Raw genomic sequence first — 16,215 nt, 5'->3', positions numbered from 1 at the left:
TCGAGGTCAGGGGTGCTGTGATGGATCCATGCGGCGCCGCCATCGACGCCGCTCGATTCCTCGCCTGCGGAGCAGCCTTTCGGCGCTGCACGCGTGTACGATGGTGCGATGTCGCCGCGCGCGCGCCGAGCGAGGTGTCCTCTCCAGGCCGCGCCGATCCTCGCGGCCTGCGCGGTCGCTCCGGCCGTGCTGGCGCCGCGCAGCGCTTCCGCGCAGCAGCTGGCGGAGGCGGCGCCCGGGCGCGTCCCGCCGCGGTCGGCCTGGCCGAGCGACCCGTCCGGCGCCGGCGGCGCGGGCGGGGAGCCGGCGCGCCGCGGCCCGGAGACGCCCTATTTCCCCGTCAACCTGTCGCTCATTTTCCCGCTGAGCACCAACGCTACGGCGCCTGATCTCGCCACCCACCTCGATCTCGCGCTCCTGCTCGGGCGCGTCGGGTTCGTGGACGGCGCCCAGGTCGGCCTGTTCTCGTGGACGTCGGGGGATCTGCGCGGGCTCCAGCTCGGGGTCGCGAGCGTCGTTTCGGGGCGCGCCGAGGGGCTGCAGCTCGCGGGCGGCTTCGCCTTCGCGGACGCCCCGCTCGCGGGGGTGCAGCTCGCGGGGCTCTTCGGCTGGGCGAGCACGACGGTCACCGGCGCGCAGATCGCCGGCGTCGCCAACCAGACGTACGCCGACGTCGACGGCCTGCAGGCGGCCGGCGCCGTCAACGTCGCTCGCGGGCAGGTGACGGGCGTGCAGGCGGCGGGCGTCAACATCGGCCGGGTCGACGGGCTCCAGATCGGCGCCATCAACGTCTCGCAGGAGCAGCGCGGGCTCCAGATCGGCATCATCAACGTGGCCCGCAAGATCGACGGTCTCCAGATCGGCGTCATCAACGTGACCGACAACCTGAAGGGGGAGTCGCTCGGCCTCATCCCGCTGCCGCGCGAGGGGGGGATCCGGCTCGCGCTCTGGGGGAGCACCGGCCTGCACGGCAACGTCGGCCTCAAGTTCTCGAGCCGGTATGCCTACACGATCCTGAGCTTCGGGCTCCACAGCGAGCCGCGCGCGCCGGACGTGCCGAACGTTGACGACGGGCGCGCGGCGGAGCGCGAGCCCCTGTACGCCGTGGGCCTCGCGATGGGCTCGCGCCTGCCGCTCGACGTCGAGGACCTCTCGCTGAGCGCCGACGTCGGCGCCTACCACCGCGGCCCGTTGCAGGGGTCTCTCCCCGGGCGAAACGAGGTGCTGAAGGCGCGCGTCTCGGCCTCGTACGCGCTTGCGGAGCGCCTCTCGCCGTTCGTCTGCGCAGGTGGCTACGTGACGTTGCGGGGCGAGGGCGCGCTCGAGGTCGCCGGCGGGCCCGAGCTCTGCCTCGGCGTCGAGCTCGGCCTGCTCGACGCCGCTCGGCGTGTTCGCGCCCCCGCCGCCCCCGCCGCGCCCGCTGCCCTCGCGGGCCGCGGCGGCGCGCTCAGGGCGTCGCCGGGGCCAGCGCGTACGACCGGTGCGTCATCGTCACGCCGAGGCTCGTGAGCGCCGGATCCGTGGCGGTGCAGCGCACGAAGCTCCAGTCGTTCGGCGTGGCGAACGCGAACCCGAGGGAGCTGTCGGCGACGGTGCCCTCCCACTCGATGAGCGACACGTCGTCGAGGAACGAGGTGGCCTCGCCGCTCGCCGGCACACCCGCCCTGAAATAGAACCGGACCGAGCCCGCGTTCGACGGCGGGGTCAGGTCGACGGTGAACGGCTGCCAGCCGTAGGTGCCAGCCGCGCGCGTGAACACGACGCTGTTCGACACGCTGGTCCCGCCGCTCGTGTACCAGTAGACCTGCACACGCATCTGGCCGGCGTTGTTTCCCTTCATGTAGCCGGTCAGCGTCAGCTTGCGGCCGGGCTCGAACTTGACGCGGTTGTTCATATAGGTCGAGACCTCGGATGTGCTGCTCGACTTGCGCAGGAACACCATCGCGCCGGTCCCGCCGTGGACGACGCTGTTCTCGATGTAGCGGTATTCGCTCATCGACCACATCGAGCCTTCGTGGGAGGTGTCGTCGACGTCGCCGTCCTCGAAGTCGCCGTAGAGCATGATCTCCCGGCCGTAATCGCAGCTCGCGGCGGCCGTCGTCCGGACGGCGGCGAGCGAGTCCGCCGGGGTCGAGCGCAGGTGCGCGAGGGGGCCTGTACGGCGGCTCGTGAGCGGCACGGTCCGCGTCTCGACGGCATCGCTCGTCGTGTACTGCGAAGCGCTGCTCGCCGCGGCGGCCCGCGGGCCGCTCGCGAACACGACCGCCCCGGTCAGGCCGTCCGCCGCCTCGCCGGGCGCGGGCGCCGCTGGCAGCGTCGTGGAGAGGTGGCCGATGTGGCGGATCGCCCGGCCGAGCCAGGCGCCGCCCACGAGCTTCGGGACGTAGTCCTCGTTCTGGAACGGGATGAGCTGCACGCGGTGCACCGCGCGGTTGCCGCTCGCGTCCTCGTCGATGTCGATGGCGGCGAGGTACGACTGGTACGTCTCGAAGATGTCCTGATCGAAGACCATGTTGCCGAGCGACATGAAGATATAGCGGGGGCCGGCGCCGGCGTTGTACAGCCCGATGCCGTGGATCGTGTGCGGGTGGTGCGCCACGACCATGCCGGCGCCCTTCTGGACGAGCTGCGTGAACCGCCGCCGCATGCCGGACGACGGATAGTCGCTGTACTCGATGCCTCCGTGCAGCACCGGGATGGCGAAGCGCCCGACCGCGTCCTCCGCCATGAAGTCGCTGATCTCGGTGAGGCTGAGCTCGAGCGCGCCGGCCTTGGGAGGGGGCCCGTCGGAGGCGGTGAGCGTGTACTCCGGGAGCGTCGTCCCGTCGTTGACGAGCTGGTTGAACCCCTGGAAGGCCACGTCGACGCCGCGGAGCGTCCGGTAGAGCACGGTGCCCTTCGCCATCGTCTCGTCGAGCCCTGCGCCGAACCAGTCGAGGCCGGCGTTCGGGACGGCGGTGAGCGTGTCGGCGACGCCTGCCCCCAGGTAATCGAACATGTGGTTGTTGCCGAGGCTCACGGCGTCGACGCCGGAGAGCGCGAGCGCCCTGACCGTCTCGGGGTAGGAGAAGAACGTGAACGACTTGTAAGGGTGGGGCGTCTGCGGGTTGGCAGTGACGGGGCACTCCAGGTTGACCTGGGTGTAGTCGGCCGACGAGAGGACGTCGCGCAGGAACGAGAGGAGCGCGCTCGCGTCGGCTTGCCGTGTCGCGGGGCGGATCAGATCGCCCACCTCTCCCTCGACGCCGTCCTCGTCGCTGTCGATGAAGCGCCGACCGAACATCGTGTCGCCTCCCACGAGGATCCGGGCGCGGCCCGCGCGCTGCTCCGTCAGCACGACGCGGCCGACCCCGGCGGCTGCCTCGGCGAGCGGCAGGTGCAGATCGGCAGGGACGATCTCGCTGTAGTACCCGTCGACCTCGACGCGCAGCAGGACCGAGCGCCGCGCGAGCGCCGCCAGCGTGAACGCGCCCGCGCCGTCGGTGAACGCGATCTCGCCGTGGTTGACCGCGCCGCTCCCCCAGCCGATGGCCGTCACCTCCGCCCCCGCGATCGGCGACCCCGCCTCGTCGACGACGACGCCGGTCACGTCGATGGGGGCCGCCGCGTAGGTCGCGTCGTACGCGGCTTCCGTGGCGTCGAACTGGTACGCCGCCAGCGCGTCGCCCGCGGCGAGCCAGGCGCAGGCCGCAGCACACACGGACAGCGGCCTGGAGGTGATGACGCGGACAACGGGTCTTTCTGCCATGTTCGCTCCCGATCGGTTGGGGCCTGTTCGAGGACAGATGATCTCGACAGGCGTGATGGGCGCCAGAGCTCCTTCAGGGCCGGCTCAACACGTGCATCCACACATGCAAATATGCCGTGTGACCAAACTCCGAGGTGACCAAGGCCGACGATGGGGTCGCGAGCGTCGACTGGCCGCTCAGCCCTCGCTGGAGAGGCCGCGAGAGCGCCGACCCATGCACGATTCGATCCGTTTCAGCGATGGCGCTGGAGACAAAGACGATTATCTCGAGACTATCATGCTTCGATCATCGCCCGCTATACGCTCGAGTGGAGCAGCCGGCGATTTGTCGTCTTGCCGTCTTGCCGTTCTGACGATGTGTTCCTGCACGTGAAGGCGTGTGCATGGATGGTGCGCTGTGGCGATGCGCGCCTGTGTCGCATAGGGGCGTACTGCCCTGCGTGCGCTACCCGACCAGCGCCGAGCCCTTGGCGAGCTGCGCGCGGCTGATCACGGCCAGGAGATCGGTTTGGGTCACGATGCCGCGCAGGCGCATCCTGGCGTCGACGATCAGCGCTTCGTGCACGCGCCCGCGGGAGAGGAGCTGGAAGAGCTCGTTGATCGGCGTGTCCTCGCCGGCGGTCTCGAAGTAGATGGACGGCAGGTCGCGCACGGCCGCCTCGGGCATGGCCGACGCGATCGAGACGTCGATCGCGCCGTGCACGACGCCTCGCTCGTCGACCACCGGCAAGACGCGCAGGGCGCGCTCGCGGAGGCGGCGGAGCGCGAGCTCGCTCGGATCGTCGGGGTGAATCGTGACCAGATCGCGCGACATGATCTCGCCGCAGGTGACGCCTCCGCGCAGGCGCCGGTGCGCCTCCTCTTCGACGTGCCGGACGAGGGCGATCAGATCGTCGCGCTCGACGTCGAGCGGCGTACCGAGGCGCTCGAGGGCGGCGTCGATGTCGCTCGGCGAAAAGCCGACGCGGAGCTCGGGCGGGGCATCGGCGGTGCCGTGGGGCGAGGCCGGCAAGGTCACGACGTGCGGGTAGCTGCGGCGCACCAGGTTGTTGAACACGAGCCCCGCTGCCACGAGCAGCAGGGAGTTGATGGCGACCGGCACGAGCGCGAAGTGATAGCCCAGGCTCGTCACGGCCGGCCCGCCGATGACCGCCGTGAGCGCCACCGCGCCGGCGGGCGGGTGCAAGCACCGGAGCAGGCTCGTGACGGCGATGGTGACCGCGACCGCGACGGCGCCGGCGCACAGCGGATCGGGGATGGCGCGAGCCGCCGTGACGCCGATGACGGCCGCCAGCACGTTGCCGCCGAGCACGGACCAGGGCTGGGCGAGCGGGCTGGCGGGGACCCCGAACACGAGCACGGTCGAAGCGCCGATCGGCGCTATCAGGAGCGGAGCGTGCGCGGTGGGGCCAAGGCAAGCGTGCATCACGAACCCGGTGGCCAGCAGCCCGAGCAAGCCCCCGGCAGCAGCGTAGATCCGCTCGCTGACGAGCAACGGCGTGCGCATGGGCTGGAACCGCGTAAGAAAGCTCGAGCCCGCAACTCCGAAGCTCATCGCGCGGCCATATATCGAGATGTTCGCGCGCTGTCTACGGAGGCTTACGGAGGCTTACGAACGCTGACGGGGGCTCGCGGATCGCGAAAGCGTGTCGGGACGGGGGCTGACCCGGCGCTACGCCGCAGCGGAGACCGCCTTCTTGCGGGGACGCGGCGCGCGGGTCGCCCCGGCCGCGCCGGCGCCGGACGGCTTCGTCGGCGTGGCGCTCGCGGGCGGGGTGGACACGGCGCGGACCAGCGCGGCGGCGATGGCCGCCGTCATCCTCGCGGTCGGCAGGCGCGGCGTGAACGCGAGCACGCGCTCGCCGGGGCGCCGGCCGCGCGAGGACCGGCCGCTCTTCGCGAGCCCCTCGACGGCGCGCTCGCACGGCGAGCCGGGGGCGACGCGCAGCAGGACCTCGGGCAGCCCGATGGCGCCGCCGGCGCCGGGCGCGTAGACGACGCCGACCTCGATCCCGACGAAGCCGGGGAGCGCCGCGCGCGGCGAGAGGCCGAGCCGGAGCTCGTCGGCGTCGGGGCTGCCGTCCGGGATGCGGAGGCGGCCGACGACGCGGAGCTCCTGCGCCGCGGGCGCGGCGCTGGCGGGCGCCTTCCGCAGGCGCCGCACGCGCCGCGCGACGTCGCGCAGGAACGCGACAGGCCGCGCCGCCGGATCGGCGGGGAGCTCGGCGAGCCGGCCGGTGCAGAAGATCGCGAGCAGCGCCGTCGCGTCGAGCGCGAGCAGGTGGGCGTGGTACGGCGAGGCGGCCGCCACGGCGTGGACGCCCGCGCCGAGCCCGGCGAGCAGCGCGACGAGCAGCGCCTTGCCGGCGCGCGTCGAGACGTCGAGGTAGACGCCGCGCGCCCGCGGCGGCTCGCGGAACGCCTCGGCCTCCGCGATGGGGAGCCACTTGCCAGGGCGCCGCAAGGTCGCGGCGGTGCGCTCCGGGCGGGGCGTGCGGTGCGCGGCGAGCGCGGTCGCCGCGGCCACGAGCGCGGCGCCCGGCGTGCCGTCCCTGAGCAGGAGCTCCAGGGCGACGCCGGCGACGAGCGCGAGCCCCGCGAGCGCGGCGCGCGGCGCGAGCGGGATCGGGACGAGGGGCCGCGGCAGCGCGCCCGCGGCGCGCGCGAGGCGCTCGTGCTCGCGCGCCTTGAGCGCGACGAGGGCGCTGTAGAGCGCGAAGAGGACCACGCCCGCGGCCACGTAGAGGGTGCGGCTGCGATCGGGGCTGCCGGCCGCGGCGTCCGAGATGCGGCCGAGCGTGTCGGCCCCGGGCTTCGCCGCGGCGGGCTCGGGCTGGAAGGCGCGCGCGTCGGCGCGGATCGCCCACCGGATCGGCTCGGCCTTGGGGGCGTACGGGCGGAGCAGCTCCAGCTCGTCCTTGTCGAGCGCGCGGCGGAGCGTCGAGAGCGTCGTCGGCGCCGGGAGCGCGTCGGGGGACGCCTCCTCGCCCGCCTCGCCGGCGCGCGCCTCGTCGACGCGCGGCTCGTCGGGCGCGGCCGGGAGCGCGACGGTGAGCCGCGCCGAGTCGTAGCCGTCGTCCCAGACGGGGCCGCTCCAGGAGACGCGGGAGCTCGGGCCGTCCTGCCGGATGAGCCCGCGCTTCATGAGGTCCGTGCGGTAGCGGAAGAAGAGCACGAACACCCCGCGGCTCAGCCCCTTGCCGTCGAAGCGGGCCCGCATCGCCGCCGGGCGGCGCGTGCCGTCTTCGCGCGGCCGGAGGTCGGGGGGCAGGAGCTCGATCGCGACCGGCGTCGCGGACGCGAGCGAGCCCGCCTCCGCGGCTTTCAAGGGCACGGCGTAGCTGCCCGGATCGAGCTGGGCGTCCGGGTCGACGCCCTGGATGTCGAGCCCGCGGAGCGGCCCGCCCGAGATCTTCAGCGTGACCTTGTGCTCGACCGTCGCGGCGCCGGCCCGGTCGATCGACAGGCGCACGTCGTCTCCGGCGATGTGCACCTCGACCCACGCGCGCGCGGGGAGGGCGAACGCGATCGACAGGAGCGCCGCCAGGAACGGGAGCAGCAGCGCCGGCCCGGGGCGGCGGGCGATGCGAGAGGGCATGGTGCAGGAGTCCCACGTCACCGCGCGCGGGGCCAAGTTCCCCGCGGTACTGGGGCCGGGCAAGCGAGGGCGTCGATCAGAAGACGACGCCGAGCGAGAGCGACCCCATGAGCTTGATCTTCCCCGCCTTCTCGTAGAAGGAATACTGGTAGGGGCCCGCGGTGATCGTCACGGGATCGGCGAGCGCCACGCCGATCCCGAAGCCTCCCGACATGGCGAATCCGCCGTCTCGGCTGAGCACGTTGGTGCTCCCCACCATGCCGCCGAGGACGACGCTGCTCACATCGCCGCGGCCCTCGAGCCGCCCGGGAGGGGTGATGACCGCCTCGAACGACTCGTAGCCGATGCGCCCTTTCACCCAGAAGCCCCGCAGCGCCTTGCCTTCGACGTAGACACCGACGTCCGCCGCGAGCGCGTAGCCGGTCGTGTCGAGCGACGCATCCTCGAGCGAGCCCCAGATCCACGACGGCGCGATCCCGATGGTGAGCGGCCCGATGATCGTGACCTCGCCTTCGAACGTCATCTTCCCGAACAGGAGGTCCAGCGCGTTGTAGCGGACCGACCAGCGGCAGCAGGTGGACTCGGGGGGCTTCGGGGGCGGCGGGGGCCCGGCCGGCAAGGCGTAGCCCTGACCATAGCCGGGCGGCTGCTGGGGATAGCCTTGCTGGGGATAACCTTGCTGCGGGTATCCCTGCTGAGGGTAACCTTGCTGGGGGTATCCCTGCTGCTGAGGATATCCCTGCTGCTGAGGATATCCCTGCTGCTGAGGATATCCTTGTTGCTGCGGATACCCCTGCTGCTGAGGGTAGCCTTGCTGAGGATATCCCTGCTGCTGAGGGTATCCCTGCTGCTGCGGGTAGCCTTGCTGAGGATACCCCTGTTGCTGCGGGTAACCTTGCTGCTGAGGATACCCCTGCTGCTGAGGATACCCCTGTTGCTGCGGGTAACCTTGCTGAGGATACCCCTGCTGCTGGGGATACCCGGACGGCGCCTGGGCAGCTCCGCCGGGCTGCGCCTGGCCCTGCGGGAGCGGCTGAGCGTTCTGTTGCGCTGTCGCCGCTGGCGCGAGGAGGAGCGCGCCGAGGCCGAGAAGGAGGCCGCAAGCTGCCGGGCGGAGAGCTGCCCTGGAGGAGGGCGCGCGCGCGGGGCCCAGACCCGTGGTGAAAGCGCAATCCATGGCGGTGGACTGTACCGAATCCCGAGCACGCCGGCTACACGCGCGCCGCGAACCGTCGCCGCGCTCGCGCGCGCGATCTCCAGCCTGTAATCTCCGTCCCGATGCCAGTCCCCGAAGTCGCCGCCGTCACAGAACTCGCGCCCGGAAGCGCCGCCTCGAGCGGCGCCGCGGCCGTGCCGACGGTCGATCCGCGCGCCGCGAGCGGCGCCGAGACAGCCCCGGCCGAGCTCGATCGTGCGCTGTCCGAGCTGGGCGACGCCGCGCTCGGGTTCGCTCGCATGCCGGCCCTCGAGAAGGCCTCCCTGCTCCGCGCGTCGCTCCCGGGCCTGCTCGCCGCCGCGCGCGCCGAGGTCGAGGCGTCGTGCGCCGACCGGGGGCTCGATCCTGGCTCGGCGGCGAGCGGCGAGGCGTGGCTCGCGGGGCCTTGCGTCACGCTCTCGCAGGTGCGCCGCCTGGCCGAGGCGCTCGAGGACATCGCCGCGCGCGGGCGCCCCCGGCTCGGCCGCGGGGCGGTGCGCGCCCGCGCGGACGGCCGGATCGAGGTGGAGGTGTTCCCGACGCGCCTGAAGGACACCGCCCTGCACGGGCCCCTCCGCGCGCGCGTGCTGATGCAGCCCGGGGCGACGCGCGAGAGCGTCCGCGAAGAGCAGGCGCGCTTCTACCAGCAACGCGACCCCGAAGGGGGCGTCGCGCTGGTGCTCGGCGCGGGCGACGTCGCCGGCGTCCCCCTCCGGGAAGCGCTGCACAAGCTCTTCGTCGAGGGGCGCGTCGTGGCGCTCGCGATGAGCCCGCGGAGCGCGCCCCTCGGCGCGCTGATGGAGCGCGCCCTCACGCCGCTCGTCGCGCGCGGGCTCCTCCGCTTCGTCTACGGCGGCGCCGAGTCGGGCGCCTACCTCGCGGCCCACCCCGCCGTCTCGGAGGTCCACTTCACCGGCCCGGCGGGCGCGCACGACGCGCTCGTCTGGGGGCCGCCGGGCCCGGCGCAGGCGCGCCGGCGGGCCTCGGGAGAGCGGCTGCTCGACAAGCCCATCTCCTCCACGCTCGGCGGCGCCAGCCCGGTCCTCGTGATGCCGTGGCTCTACGGCGGCGACGAGCTCTGGTTCCAGGCGAGGTGCCTCGCGAGCCAGATCGTGAGCGGCGCGTCGCACGGCGGCCACGCCGCGAGCGTCCTCGTCCTGCCCAGGGGCTTCACGCAGCGGCCGCTGCTCTTCCGGATGCTGCGCCGCGCGCTCGCCGCCGTGCCGCCGCGGCGCGCCGCCCACCCGGAGGCCGACGCGCGGCACGCCGCCCTCACGGCCGGGCGCGCGCCGATCGAGCCCGAGCGCCTCGAGGCCTCCGCCGACGTACCGCTGCCGTGCGGGGTCGCGCGCATCGGCGCGCCAGGGCCGGGCGAGCTCCCCTGGACGCTGATCGCCGGGCTCGACGCGTTGGACGCCGCCGAGCCGCTGTTCTCGAGCGAGCCGCTCGGCGGCGTGCTCTCCGTCGTCGAGGTCGGCTCGAGCGATCCGGTGGAGTTCCTGGAGGAGGCGACCCGCTTCTGCAACGACCGGCTCCAGGGCAGCCTTGGCGCGACGATCGTTGTGCACCCGATGAGCGAGGAGGACCCCGCCGTCGGGGCCGCGCTCGACCGCGCGCTGCTCGATCTTCGGTACGGCGTGATCGCGGTGAACCAGGCGCCCGCCGCCGCGCACGCGGCCGTCGTCCCGCCCTGGGGAGGCCACCCGGGCTCGACGCTCGCCGACATCCGGAGCGGGCTCGGCTTCGTGCACAACACAACGATGCTCGCGCAGGTCGAGAAGACCCTCCTGCGCGCGCCGCTCACCGCCTTCCCGCGGCCGCCCGGCTTCTACGATCACCGGCGCTCGCACGTCGTCGGGGAGCGGCTCGCGGCCTGCGCGGCGGATCCAGGGTGGGGGAGCGTCGCGCGCGTCGTGGCGGCCGCGCTGCGGGGCTGACCCGGCGTCGCGCCCCCACCTCGATCTCGTCTCGATTCCTTCTCGATTCCTTCTCGATTCCTTCTCGATTCCTTCTCGATTCCGCCGCGGTGGCGCGGCGATCAGGAGGGGAGCGACGAGCGGAACTCCTTCACCTTCTCCACGATCTCGCGCAGCGCGTGCCGCGACGCCTCGGAGACGTCGTCGGCCAGCTTCTCGGCGTCGAGGAGCTTGGGCTCCAGCTTGTCCCAGGCGTCCTTCGCGTCCATGCCGGCAAGGTGGAGCCTGACGCGGATCTCGTCGCGCAGGGTCTGGAGCGACTCCAGGCTCTTGTTCAGATCGCTCTTCAGTTCCGATGTGATGTTGCCCATTCTTGTCCTCCCGATTCTACGAGTGTTGATCGCTCCTTCCCTGCTCGTGATGCATTGGCCGCGCCAGTTGGCGCGCTTCGACGCGGCGCGCGACGTTCACGCGTCCTGACCGGATCCGAGCCCATCCATACCGGGCGCAGCCGCCGCGCGCCCTCCTCTCCAGGTGTGGCAAAAGCGCCCAGGGACGTGCGTTTTGCCGCACCTCGGACGCGAGCGCGCGCGCGGGCTCTCAGGCAAGTTGCGCGTGCGCGCAAACGATGCCGTCATGATCGGCATAGACGAGCTCGCCAGGAACCCACGTGACCCCGGCGAACGTCACGGCGATGTCGCGGTCCCCCGCGCCCTTCTTGGCGCTCTTCCTCGGGTGCGTCGTGAGGGCCTTCACGCCGATCGGGATCTGGCCGATCGCCTCCGCGTCGCGGATGCACCCATGAACGATCACCCCGGCCCAGCCGTTCTGGTGGGCCATGGCGGCGATGTTGTCTCCGAGGAGCGCGCAGCGGAGGGAGCCGCCTCCGTCCACGACGAGCACCCGCCCCTGGCCGGGCTCTTCGAGCGCCTTGCGGACGAGCACGTTGTCCTCGTGGACCTTCACCGTGGTGATGCGCCCGTGAAACAGCCGAGCTCCGCCGTAATCCCGGAAGATCGGATCGGCGACGAGGACGTCCGGGTGCTCGTCGCATAGATCCGTGGTTCTGATCTCTGAGCTCATGAAGACTCCCCCTCCGCCTTCCTAGGCTGTCGACCGCCGGATTCAACCGCTCATCCGCCCCCGGTCACGAGGGCTCGTGGCGCTCGCCGTCCTCGGCGGAGGGGAGGGAGGCGCCGCCCTTGCGCTTGCCCGCGACGGCGAAGGCCGACGAATCGACGCCATGCCGGGCGAGCCACCGGCGCAGCTGGTTCCGGTGCATCCCGAGCGAGCGCGCCGCGCGCGTGACGTTCCCCTGCTCGCGCCGCAGCGCCGTCTCGATGGCGAGCCGCCGCATCTCCGGCGGCGCCGGCGTGCGCCTCGCGACCTCCGTGATGTCGAGGCCCGCGGACGGCGCGAGATCCGCCACCTCCACGGCGGTGCGCCCGGCCGCGAGCGCCGCGAGGCCCGCCTGCCGCACCTCGCAGAGCAGCTCCCGCACGTTGCCCGGCCACGCGCGCAGCGCGCAGCACTCCAGGAAGCTGGCCCCCGGCGCGAGCCGCGCGCCGGTGCGCCTGAGCTCCGCCGCCACCAGCCAGGGGAGCTCCTCGATCCGCTCCGTCAGCGACGGGATCCGCACCTCGGGCCGGCCGATCCGGTAATAGAGGTCGTCCCGGAACCGGCGCGCCGCGACCTCGGCCTGGAGATCCTTCAACGTGGCCGCGCACAGGCGGAACTCCACCTTGCGCGGGCGCGTGTCGCCGAGCGCGACGACCTCCCGGGTCTCGAGGACGCGGAGCAGCTTCGGCTGAACCGCCGGATCGAGCTCCGCGATCTCGTCGAGGAACAACGTGCCGCCGTGAGCCGCCTGGACAAAGCCCTCGGCGTCGGCGGTCGCGTCCGAGTAGGCGCCGCGCCGCGCCCCGAAGAACAGCCGCTCCGCGAGGCCCTCCGGGATCGCGGCGCAGTTCACGGCGACGAAGGGGCCGCCCCGGCCCGTCGCCGCATGGTAGGCGCGCGCCCCGAGCTCCTTGCCCGAGCCGCTCGGCCCGGTGAGCAGCAAGGTATCCCCGCGCATCCCCGCGCGGTGGATCGCCTCGCGGACCTGCCTGAGCGTGGGGCCGACCAGCCCGTCCTCGTGCTCCAGGACCCCGCCGCGCTGGAACGGCTCGATGTCCGCGGTGAAGCGCAGCAGCGTGCTCCCGAGCCGGATCACGCGCGGTGGCGACGAGAAGACCTGATCCTCGATCTGCGCTCCATCGACGAAGGTGCCGTTCCTGCTGCCGAGATCGGTGATCCGGAGACCCCCGCCCGACAGCGCGATGCGGGCGTGCCGGCGCGACACCTGCTCGTCCTCGACCACCACCGTGTCGTCCGCCGCTGCGCGGCCCAGCACGACCGCGCCGCCCTCGAGCGGGATCGGCGCGCAGGCAGGCTGGCCGCGGGCGAAGATGACCACCAGGCCAGGCGTCGCCCCCTCCGGCGACGCCGACCGCGCGGTGTCGGACGCCCTGATCGTCGACTGATCGTCGGCACCCACACCTTACGCATACATGATCCCACGCCGGCCCTGAAGGCTCTCGGATGTCGGCCGCTGTGGTTAAAAAAATCTATCGAGACGAGATGCCCGCGCCTCTCCCATTGCGGGTGTGCGGTTGCTCGTCGCGGGCGTGCCTCTGGCCGAGGCGCTCAGTACCGCGGCACCGAGGGGTCGACATCTTGCGACCACGCGTCGATTCCGCCCTGGAGGTTGTAAAGGTTCCTGTAACCCTTCGCGAGGTAGTGCTCCGCGGCCGCCTGGCTGCGGCCGCCGTGGTGGCAGTGGAAGACGATCCGCGCGTCCTTCGCGAGCGTCTCCAGGTACCGCTGCCCTGCCTGATCGAGGTGGCGGGCCCCCTCGATCCTGGCGATCGTGCGCTCCTGCTCGGTCCGGACGTCGAACAGCTCGATCGCCTCGCCGCTGTTCAGGAGGGCCTTGAGCGCGGTCGACGAGATCTGCTTGACCTTCGGCGGCTCGTTCGGGCTCTCCAGCTTGAAGCCGCCGCCGGAGGGGCCCTCGACGAAGTCGATCGACAGCCCCTCGGCGCGCCGCGCGCTCGCGCGGTCGAGCAGGAACACCGCCCCGCCCGCCTGGGCCTCGACGTCGCCTGCCTGCCGCGGGCCGAAGTAAAGGCCGTAGTTGTAGGACGGGTCGATCTCGATGTGGACGAAGTCGGCCTCGGACTCCCTCGCGGCCGCGAACGCCGCGAGCGCCGCCGCGGTCACGCGGAGCGTGGGCGGCGCTTGCGCCTCGCCCTGCGCGAGCCCGAGCGCCTTCACGAGCTCCCCGGTCGCGTGCAGCTCCTTCACGATGTCGCAGCCGCCGACGAACTCGCCGCGGACGTAGAGCTGCGGGATCGTGGGCCAGCTCGAGAACTCCTTGATGCCGTCGCGCAGCGCGGGATCCGAGAGCACGTCCACCGTCTGGTACTCGGGGAGGTGCTCGTCGAGGATGTTCACCACCGTGGCGGAGAACCCGCACTGCGGCATGGTGCGCGTGCCCTTCATGAACAGGACGACATCGCTCTCGCGGATGATGGTGGCGATCCTGGCCCGCATGGGCTCGCTGAGGCTCATGTGCTTGCTCTCCCTGCGCGGCGGTGGCGGTGCGGTCGGCTCCCGCGCGTCCGCGGGCCTCTCGCTAGCATGAGCAAAGCACGGCAGCGAGGCCCTCCAGCCGGCCTCGCCCGCGTCGACCGAGGGCGGAGCGCTGCGCGCTCAGCGGCCGAGCAGGAGGCCCACGACCGCCGCGATCGCGGCGAGGGTCGCGATGACGGCCGGCGCGCCGAGCTCGGCGCCCAGCACACGGAAGCGCCCGCCGTTCGCCGTCGGAGAGCGCGCGAGCGCGTCCGACGGGGGCGGCGTGACGCGGTGCACGCCCGGCGACGCCGCGCTGTCTTCGCGGAGCTCGACGAGGAGCTGATCGAGCGGGGCGCGCTCGCCGAAGGGGCGTACGAGGCGGAGCGTCACGCCGCCGCTGAGATCGGGGGGGAGCCGGAGCCGCAGCGTCCTCGCGTCGACCTCCGCCGGGGCGCGGTGGGCGCCGCTCCGGGCGCAGCTGTCGCAGCCGCCGCCGTCGCAGCGGGCGCAGGTGACGCGGGCGGGCACGGCGATCTCGATGTCGGCGCCGTCGCGCGCCCACGCCGCCGGGACGGCGATCGCGAGGCGGCCTCGCGAACCGTCCGAGGCGTCGAGGCCATCGCGGTCGATCAGCTGCGCGAGCTCGGCTCTGCCCATGGACCTTGTGTGCCGCACCCGGGCCCCGGCGCCAAGCGCCGACGCGCCGCGGATCACGCCGCCCGACCGGCGCGCAGGATGCCCACCGCCGAGAGCAGGCACGCGATGGCGAGCAGCAGCCCGCCGAGCGACCCGGGCCGCGTGCTCTCCTTCAGCCCCACGACGAGCACACGCGCGATCTCGCCGTCCGGCACCTTCACCGGGTCGGACAGGTAGCTGAACACAGCGCCGAGGTCGATCCACGTCGCGTGGATCGTCGCGACCAGCGTCGTCAGCCCCATGGCCGCGATGAACCCGAGCTTCCCGGGCTCCGGCCGCCGGGCGAACTGCAGCCCCGCGCCGACCGTGACCATCCCGAAGACCAGGATAGGCCACATCCCCCAGCCGCCCTCGACGAAGAAATCGAACATCGGTGCCTTCCTCTCGTCTGCTCTTCTCTGCCTGCCGCGTGTCGCCGCCGCCGCCGTGTGCGCCGGCCTTCATGAGCCCCAACGCGGCGCCGCGGATCCCGTGACCGGAAAACTTCCTTGTCACGCCCGCGGCCCTCGCGCGTTATGCCGGCGTGGAGAGGGAGGGCGCAGCAGCTCCGTCCGACGCCGAGCTCGCGGCTCGCCTGAGGCGCCGCGATCCGCGCGCCTTCGACGCGCTCTACGCGCGCTATAACGCCCGGATCTTCGGCTTCCTCGTGCGCCTCTCCGGCCGGCGCGACGTCGCCGAGGACCTGTTCCAGGACACCTGGCTCGCCGTCGCGCGCCACGCCGGCCGGCTCGCCGAGGACACCGATCTCGCCGCGTGGCTGTTCACGATCGCCAGGAACCGCTACCGGAGCCACCGCCGCTCCGCCTTGCTCGACCTCGCCCGCGCCGCGCTGTTCTCCCGCGAGCCCGCGCCGGCAGCGCCCGAGCCCGAGGGCACGGCGGACGCCCGAGCCGACGTGGCGGCGCTGGAGGCGGCGCTCCGCGATCTCGCGGCGGTGCACCGCGAGGTGTTGCTCCTCGGGGCCGTCGAGGGGCTCGACACGGCGCAGGTCGCCCAGGTGCTCGGCATCCGCGAGGACGCCGCCCGCAAGCGCCTGTCGCGCGCCCGCGCCGAGCTTGCGGCCCGCCTCGAAAGGCGAAATGCTGAGCGGCCCCGGCGGGGATCGACGACCTCGATCTCCGCCGCGGACGCCGCGGACGCGCCGGATGGACAGACGCGGGGAGGTACTCGATGAAGCCGTTCTCAGGAGAGGATCCGCTGGCGAGGGGCCTCGCCGATCTGCCGCCGGTCGCCCCGCTCGACCTGGCCCGGGCCGACGCGGTCCGGCGCCTCGCCCGCGCCGCGCTGGCGGAGACGGAGCGCCCCGCGCCGAGCGCGCGGCTCTCGCTCGCCTGGTCGGCGGTGATCCTGCCGGGGCTCCTGCTGAGCTCGGGCTGCGTGTACGTGTGGGATTCGGTGCAGAAGATCGGGCAGATCTACGGGGGAGGCTAGCGGCCGCGCGGCG

At 73.0% G+C, this 16,215-nt stretch carries 15 protein-coding genes; 5 read left to right on the top strand and 10 right to left on the bottom strand.

The window, feature by feature from the left end; translation table 11 throughout:
- Positions 1–108 precede the first annotated feature (108 nt).
- Positions 109–1,509 carry an LA_2272 family surface repeat-containing protein gene (locus WME95_RS35175; RefSeq protein WP_437903712.1) on the top strand — a complete coding sequence of 467 codons (1,401 nt, stop codon included), beginning with the start codon at positions 109–111 and terminating at the stop codon, positions 1,507–1,509.
- On the opposite strand, the gene WME95_RS35170 is transcribed toward WME95_RS35175, so the two are convergent.
- From WME95_RS35170 to WME95_RS35155, 4 genes are all read right to left on the bottom strand, one after another.
- Complete coding sequence (locus tag WME95_RS35170; RefSeq protein WP_437903711.1) at positions 1,448–3,748, bottom strand: CapA family protein; 2,301 nt, start codon at positions 3,746–3,748, stop codon at positions 1,448–1,450. The two genes, WME95_RS35175 and WME95_RS35170, sit on opposite strands and share 62 nt — an antisense overlap.
- A 445-nt stretch (positions 3,749–4,193) precedes the next feature.
- Positions 4,194–5,255, bottom strand: a complete 1,062-nt coding sequence (locus tag WME95_RS35165; RefSeq protein ID WP_437903710.1) for an HPP family protein — start codon at positions 5,253–5,255, stop codon at positions 4,194–4,196.
- Positions 5,256–5,420: 165 nt separating this feature from the next.
- Complete coding sequence (locus WME95_RS35160) at positions 5,421–7,346, bottom strand: hypothetical protein (protein WP_437903709.1); 1,926 nt, start codon at positions 7,344–7,346, stop codon at positions 5,421–5,423.
- 76 nt (positions 7,347–7,422) lie between these two features.
- Positions 7,423–7,965: a hypothetical protein gene (locus WME95_RS35155; RefSeq protein WP_437543883.1), complete on the bottom strand. Its 543-nt coding sequence runs from the start codon at positions 7,963–7,965 to the stop codon at positions 7,423–7,425.
- 57 nt (positions 7,966–8,022) lie between these two features.
- Between WME95_RS35155 and WME95_RS35150 the strand changes: the two genes are divergently transcribed.
- Complete coding sequence (locus WME95_RS35150; RefSeq protein WP_437903708.1) at positions 8,023–8,613, top strand: hypothetical protein; 591 nt, start codon at positions 8,023–8,025, stop codon at positions 8,611–8,613.
- Between the two features lie 11 nt (positions 8,614–8,624).
- Positions 8,625–10,478, top strand: a complete 1,854-nt coding sequence (locus WME95_RS35145; protein ID WP_437903707.1) for a hypothetical protein — start codon at positions 8,625–8,627, stop codon at positions 10,476–10,478.
- A 101-nt stretch (positions 10,479–10,579) separates the two neighbouring features.
- On the opposite strand, the gene WME95_RS35140 is transcribed toward WME95_RS35145, so the two are convergent.
- The 6 genes from WME95_RS35140 to WME95_RS35115 form a co-directional block, all read right to left on the bottom strand.
- A complete protein-coding gene (locus tag WME95_RS35140) occupies positions 10,580–10,828 on the bottom strand; it encodes a hypothetical protein (RefSeq protein ID WP_437543878.1) in 249 nt (82 codons plus the stop codon).
- A gap of 229 nt (positions 10,829–11,057) precedes the next feature.
- A complete protein-coding gene (rraA, locus tag WME95_RS35135) occupies positions 11,058–11,540 on the bottom strand; it encodes a ribonuclease E activity regulator RraA (RefSeq protein ID WP_437903706.1) in 483 nt (160 codons plus the stop codon).
- Between the two features lie 64 nt (positions 11,541–11,604).
- The gene (locus WME95_RS35130) at positions 11,605–12,996 is read right to left on the bottom strand and encodes a sigma 54-interacting transcriptional regulator (protein ID WP_437903705.1); all 1,392 of its coding nucleotides are present in this window, start codon (positions 12,994–12,996) and stop codon (positions 11,605–11,607) included.
- Positions 12,997–13,145: 149 nt separating this feature from the next.
- Positions 13,146–14,072, bottom strand: coding sequence for a Grx4 family monothiol glutaredoxin (gene grxD / locus WME95_RS35125; protein WP_437543872.1), 927 nt, complete (start codon positions 14,070–14,072; stop codon positions 13,146–13,148).
- A gap of 141 nt (positions 14,073–14,213) precedes the next feature.
- Positions 14,214–14,732 (bottom strand): hypothetical protein, encoded by a 519-nt coding sequence (locus WME95_RS35120; protein ID WP_437903704.1) that lies wholly within the window; start codon positions 14,730–14,732, stop codon positions 14,214–14,216.
- Between the two features lie 53 nt (positions 14,733–14,785).
- On the bottom strand, positions 14,786–15,142 hold the full coding sequence (locus WME95_RS35115; RefSeq protein WP_437903703.1) for a hypothetical protein: 357 nt from the start codon (positions 15,140–15,142) through the stop codon (positions 14,786–14,788).
- Positions 15,143–15,294: 152 nt separating this feature from the next.
- Here WME95_RS35115 and WME95_RS35110 point away from each other — a divergent pair, with 152 nt between their 5' ends.
- Both WME95_RS35110 and WME95_RS35105 read left to right on the top strand, forming a co-directional pair.
- On the top strand, positions 15,295–15,945 hold the full coding sequence (locus WME95_RS35110) for an RNA polymerase sigma factor (RefSeq protein WP_437543866.1): 651 nt from the start codon (positions 15,295–15,297) through the stop codon (positions 15,943–15,945).
- Entirely contained in the window at positions 15,942–16,202 is a 261-nt protein-coding gene (locus WME95_RS35105) for a hypothetical protein (protein ID WP_437903702.1), read from the top strand. Before WME95_RS35110 ends, WME95_RS35105 begins: the two co-directional genes overlap by 4 nt.
- Positions 16,203–16,215 lie beyond the last annotated feature (13 nt).

Origin of the sequence: Sorangium sp. So ce327 (assembly GCF_051530205.1) — a bacterium.
GTDB lineage: Bacteria > Myxococcota_A > Polyangia > Polyangiales > Polyangiaceae > Sorangium > Sorangium cellulosum_B.
This window is presented reverse-complemented; position numbering and strand designations above follow the sequence as displayed.

Coding starts and splice junctions, on each gene's coding strand:
- WME95_RS35175 (WP_437903712.1), top strand. CDS start 109: ATGTCGCCGCGCGCGCGCCGAGCGAGGTGTCCTCTCCAGGCCGCGCCG.
- WME95_RS35170 (WP_437903711.1), bottom strand. CDS start 3,748: ATGGCAGAAAGACCCGTTGTCCGCGTCATCACCTCCAGGCCGCTGTCC.
- WME95_RS35165 (WP_437903710.1), bottom strand. CDS start 5,255: ATGCGCACGCCGTTGCTCGTCAGCGAGCGGATCTACGCTGCTGCCGGG.
- WME95_RS35160 (WP_437903709.1), bottom strand. CDS start 7,346: ATGCCCTCTCGCATCGCCCGCCGCCCCGGGCCGGCGCTGCTGCTCCCG.
- WME95_RS35145 (WP_437903707.1), top strand. CDS start 8,625: ATGCCAGTCCCCGAAGTCGCCGCCGTCACAGAACTCGCGCCCGGAAGC.
- WME95_RS35140 (WP_437543878.1), bottom strand. CDS start 10,828: ATGGGCAACATCACATCGGAACTGAAGAGCGATCTGAACAAGAGCCTG.
- rraA (WP_437903706.1), bottom strand. CDS start 11,540: ATGAGCTCAGAGATCAGAACCACGGATCTATGCGACGAGCACCCGGAC.
- grxD (WP_437543872.1), bottom strand. CDS start 14,072: ATGAGCCTCAGCGAGCCCATGCGGGCCAGGATCGCCACCATCATCCGC.
- WME95_RS35120 (WP_437903704.1), bottom strand. CDS start 14,732: ATGGGCAGAGCCGAGCTCGCGCAGCTGATCGACCGCGATGGCCTCGAC.
- WME95_RS35115 (WP_437903703.1), bottom strand. CDS start 15,142: ATGTTCGATTTCTTCGTCGAGGGCGGCTGGGGGATGTGGCCTATCCTG.
- WME95_RS35105 (WP_437903702.1), top strand. CDS start 15,942: ATGAAGCCGTTCTCAGGAGAGGATCCGCTGGCGAGGGGCCTCGCCGAT.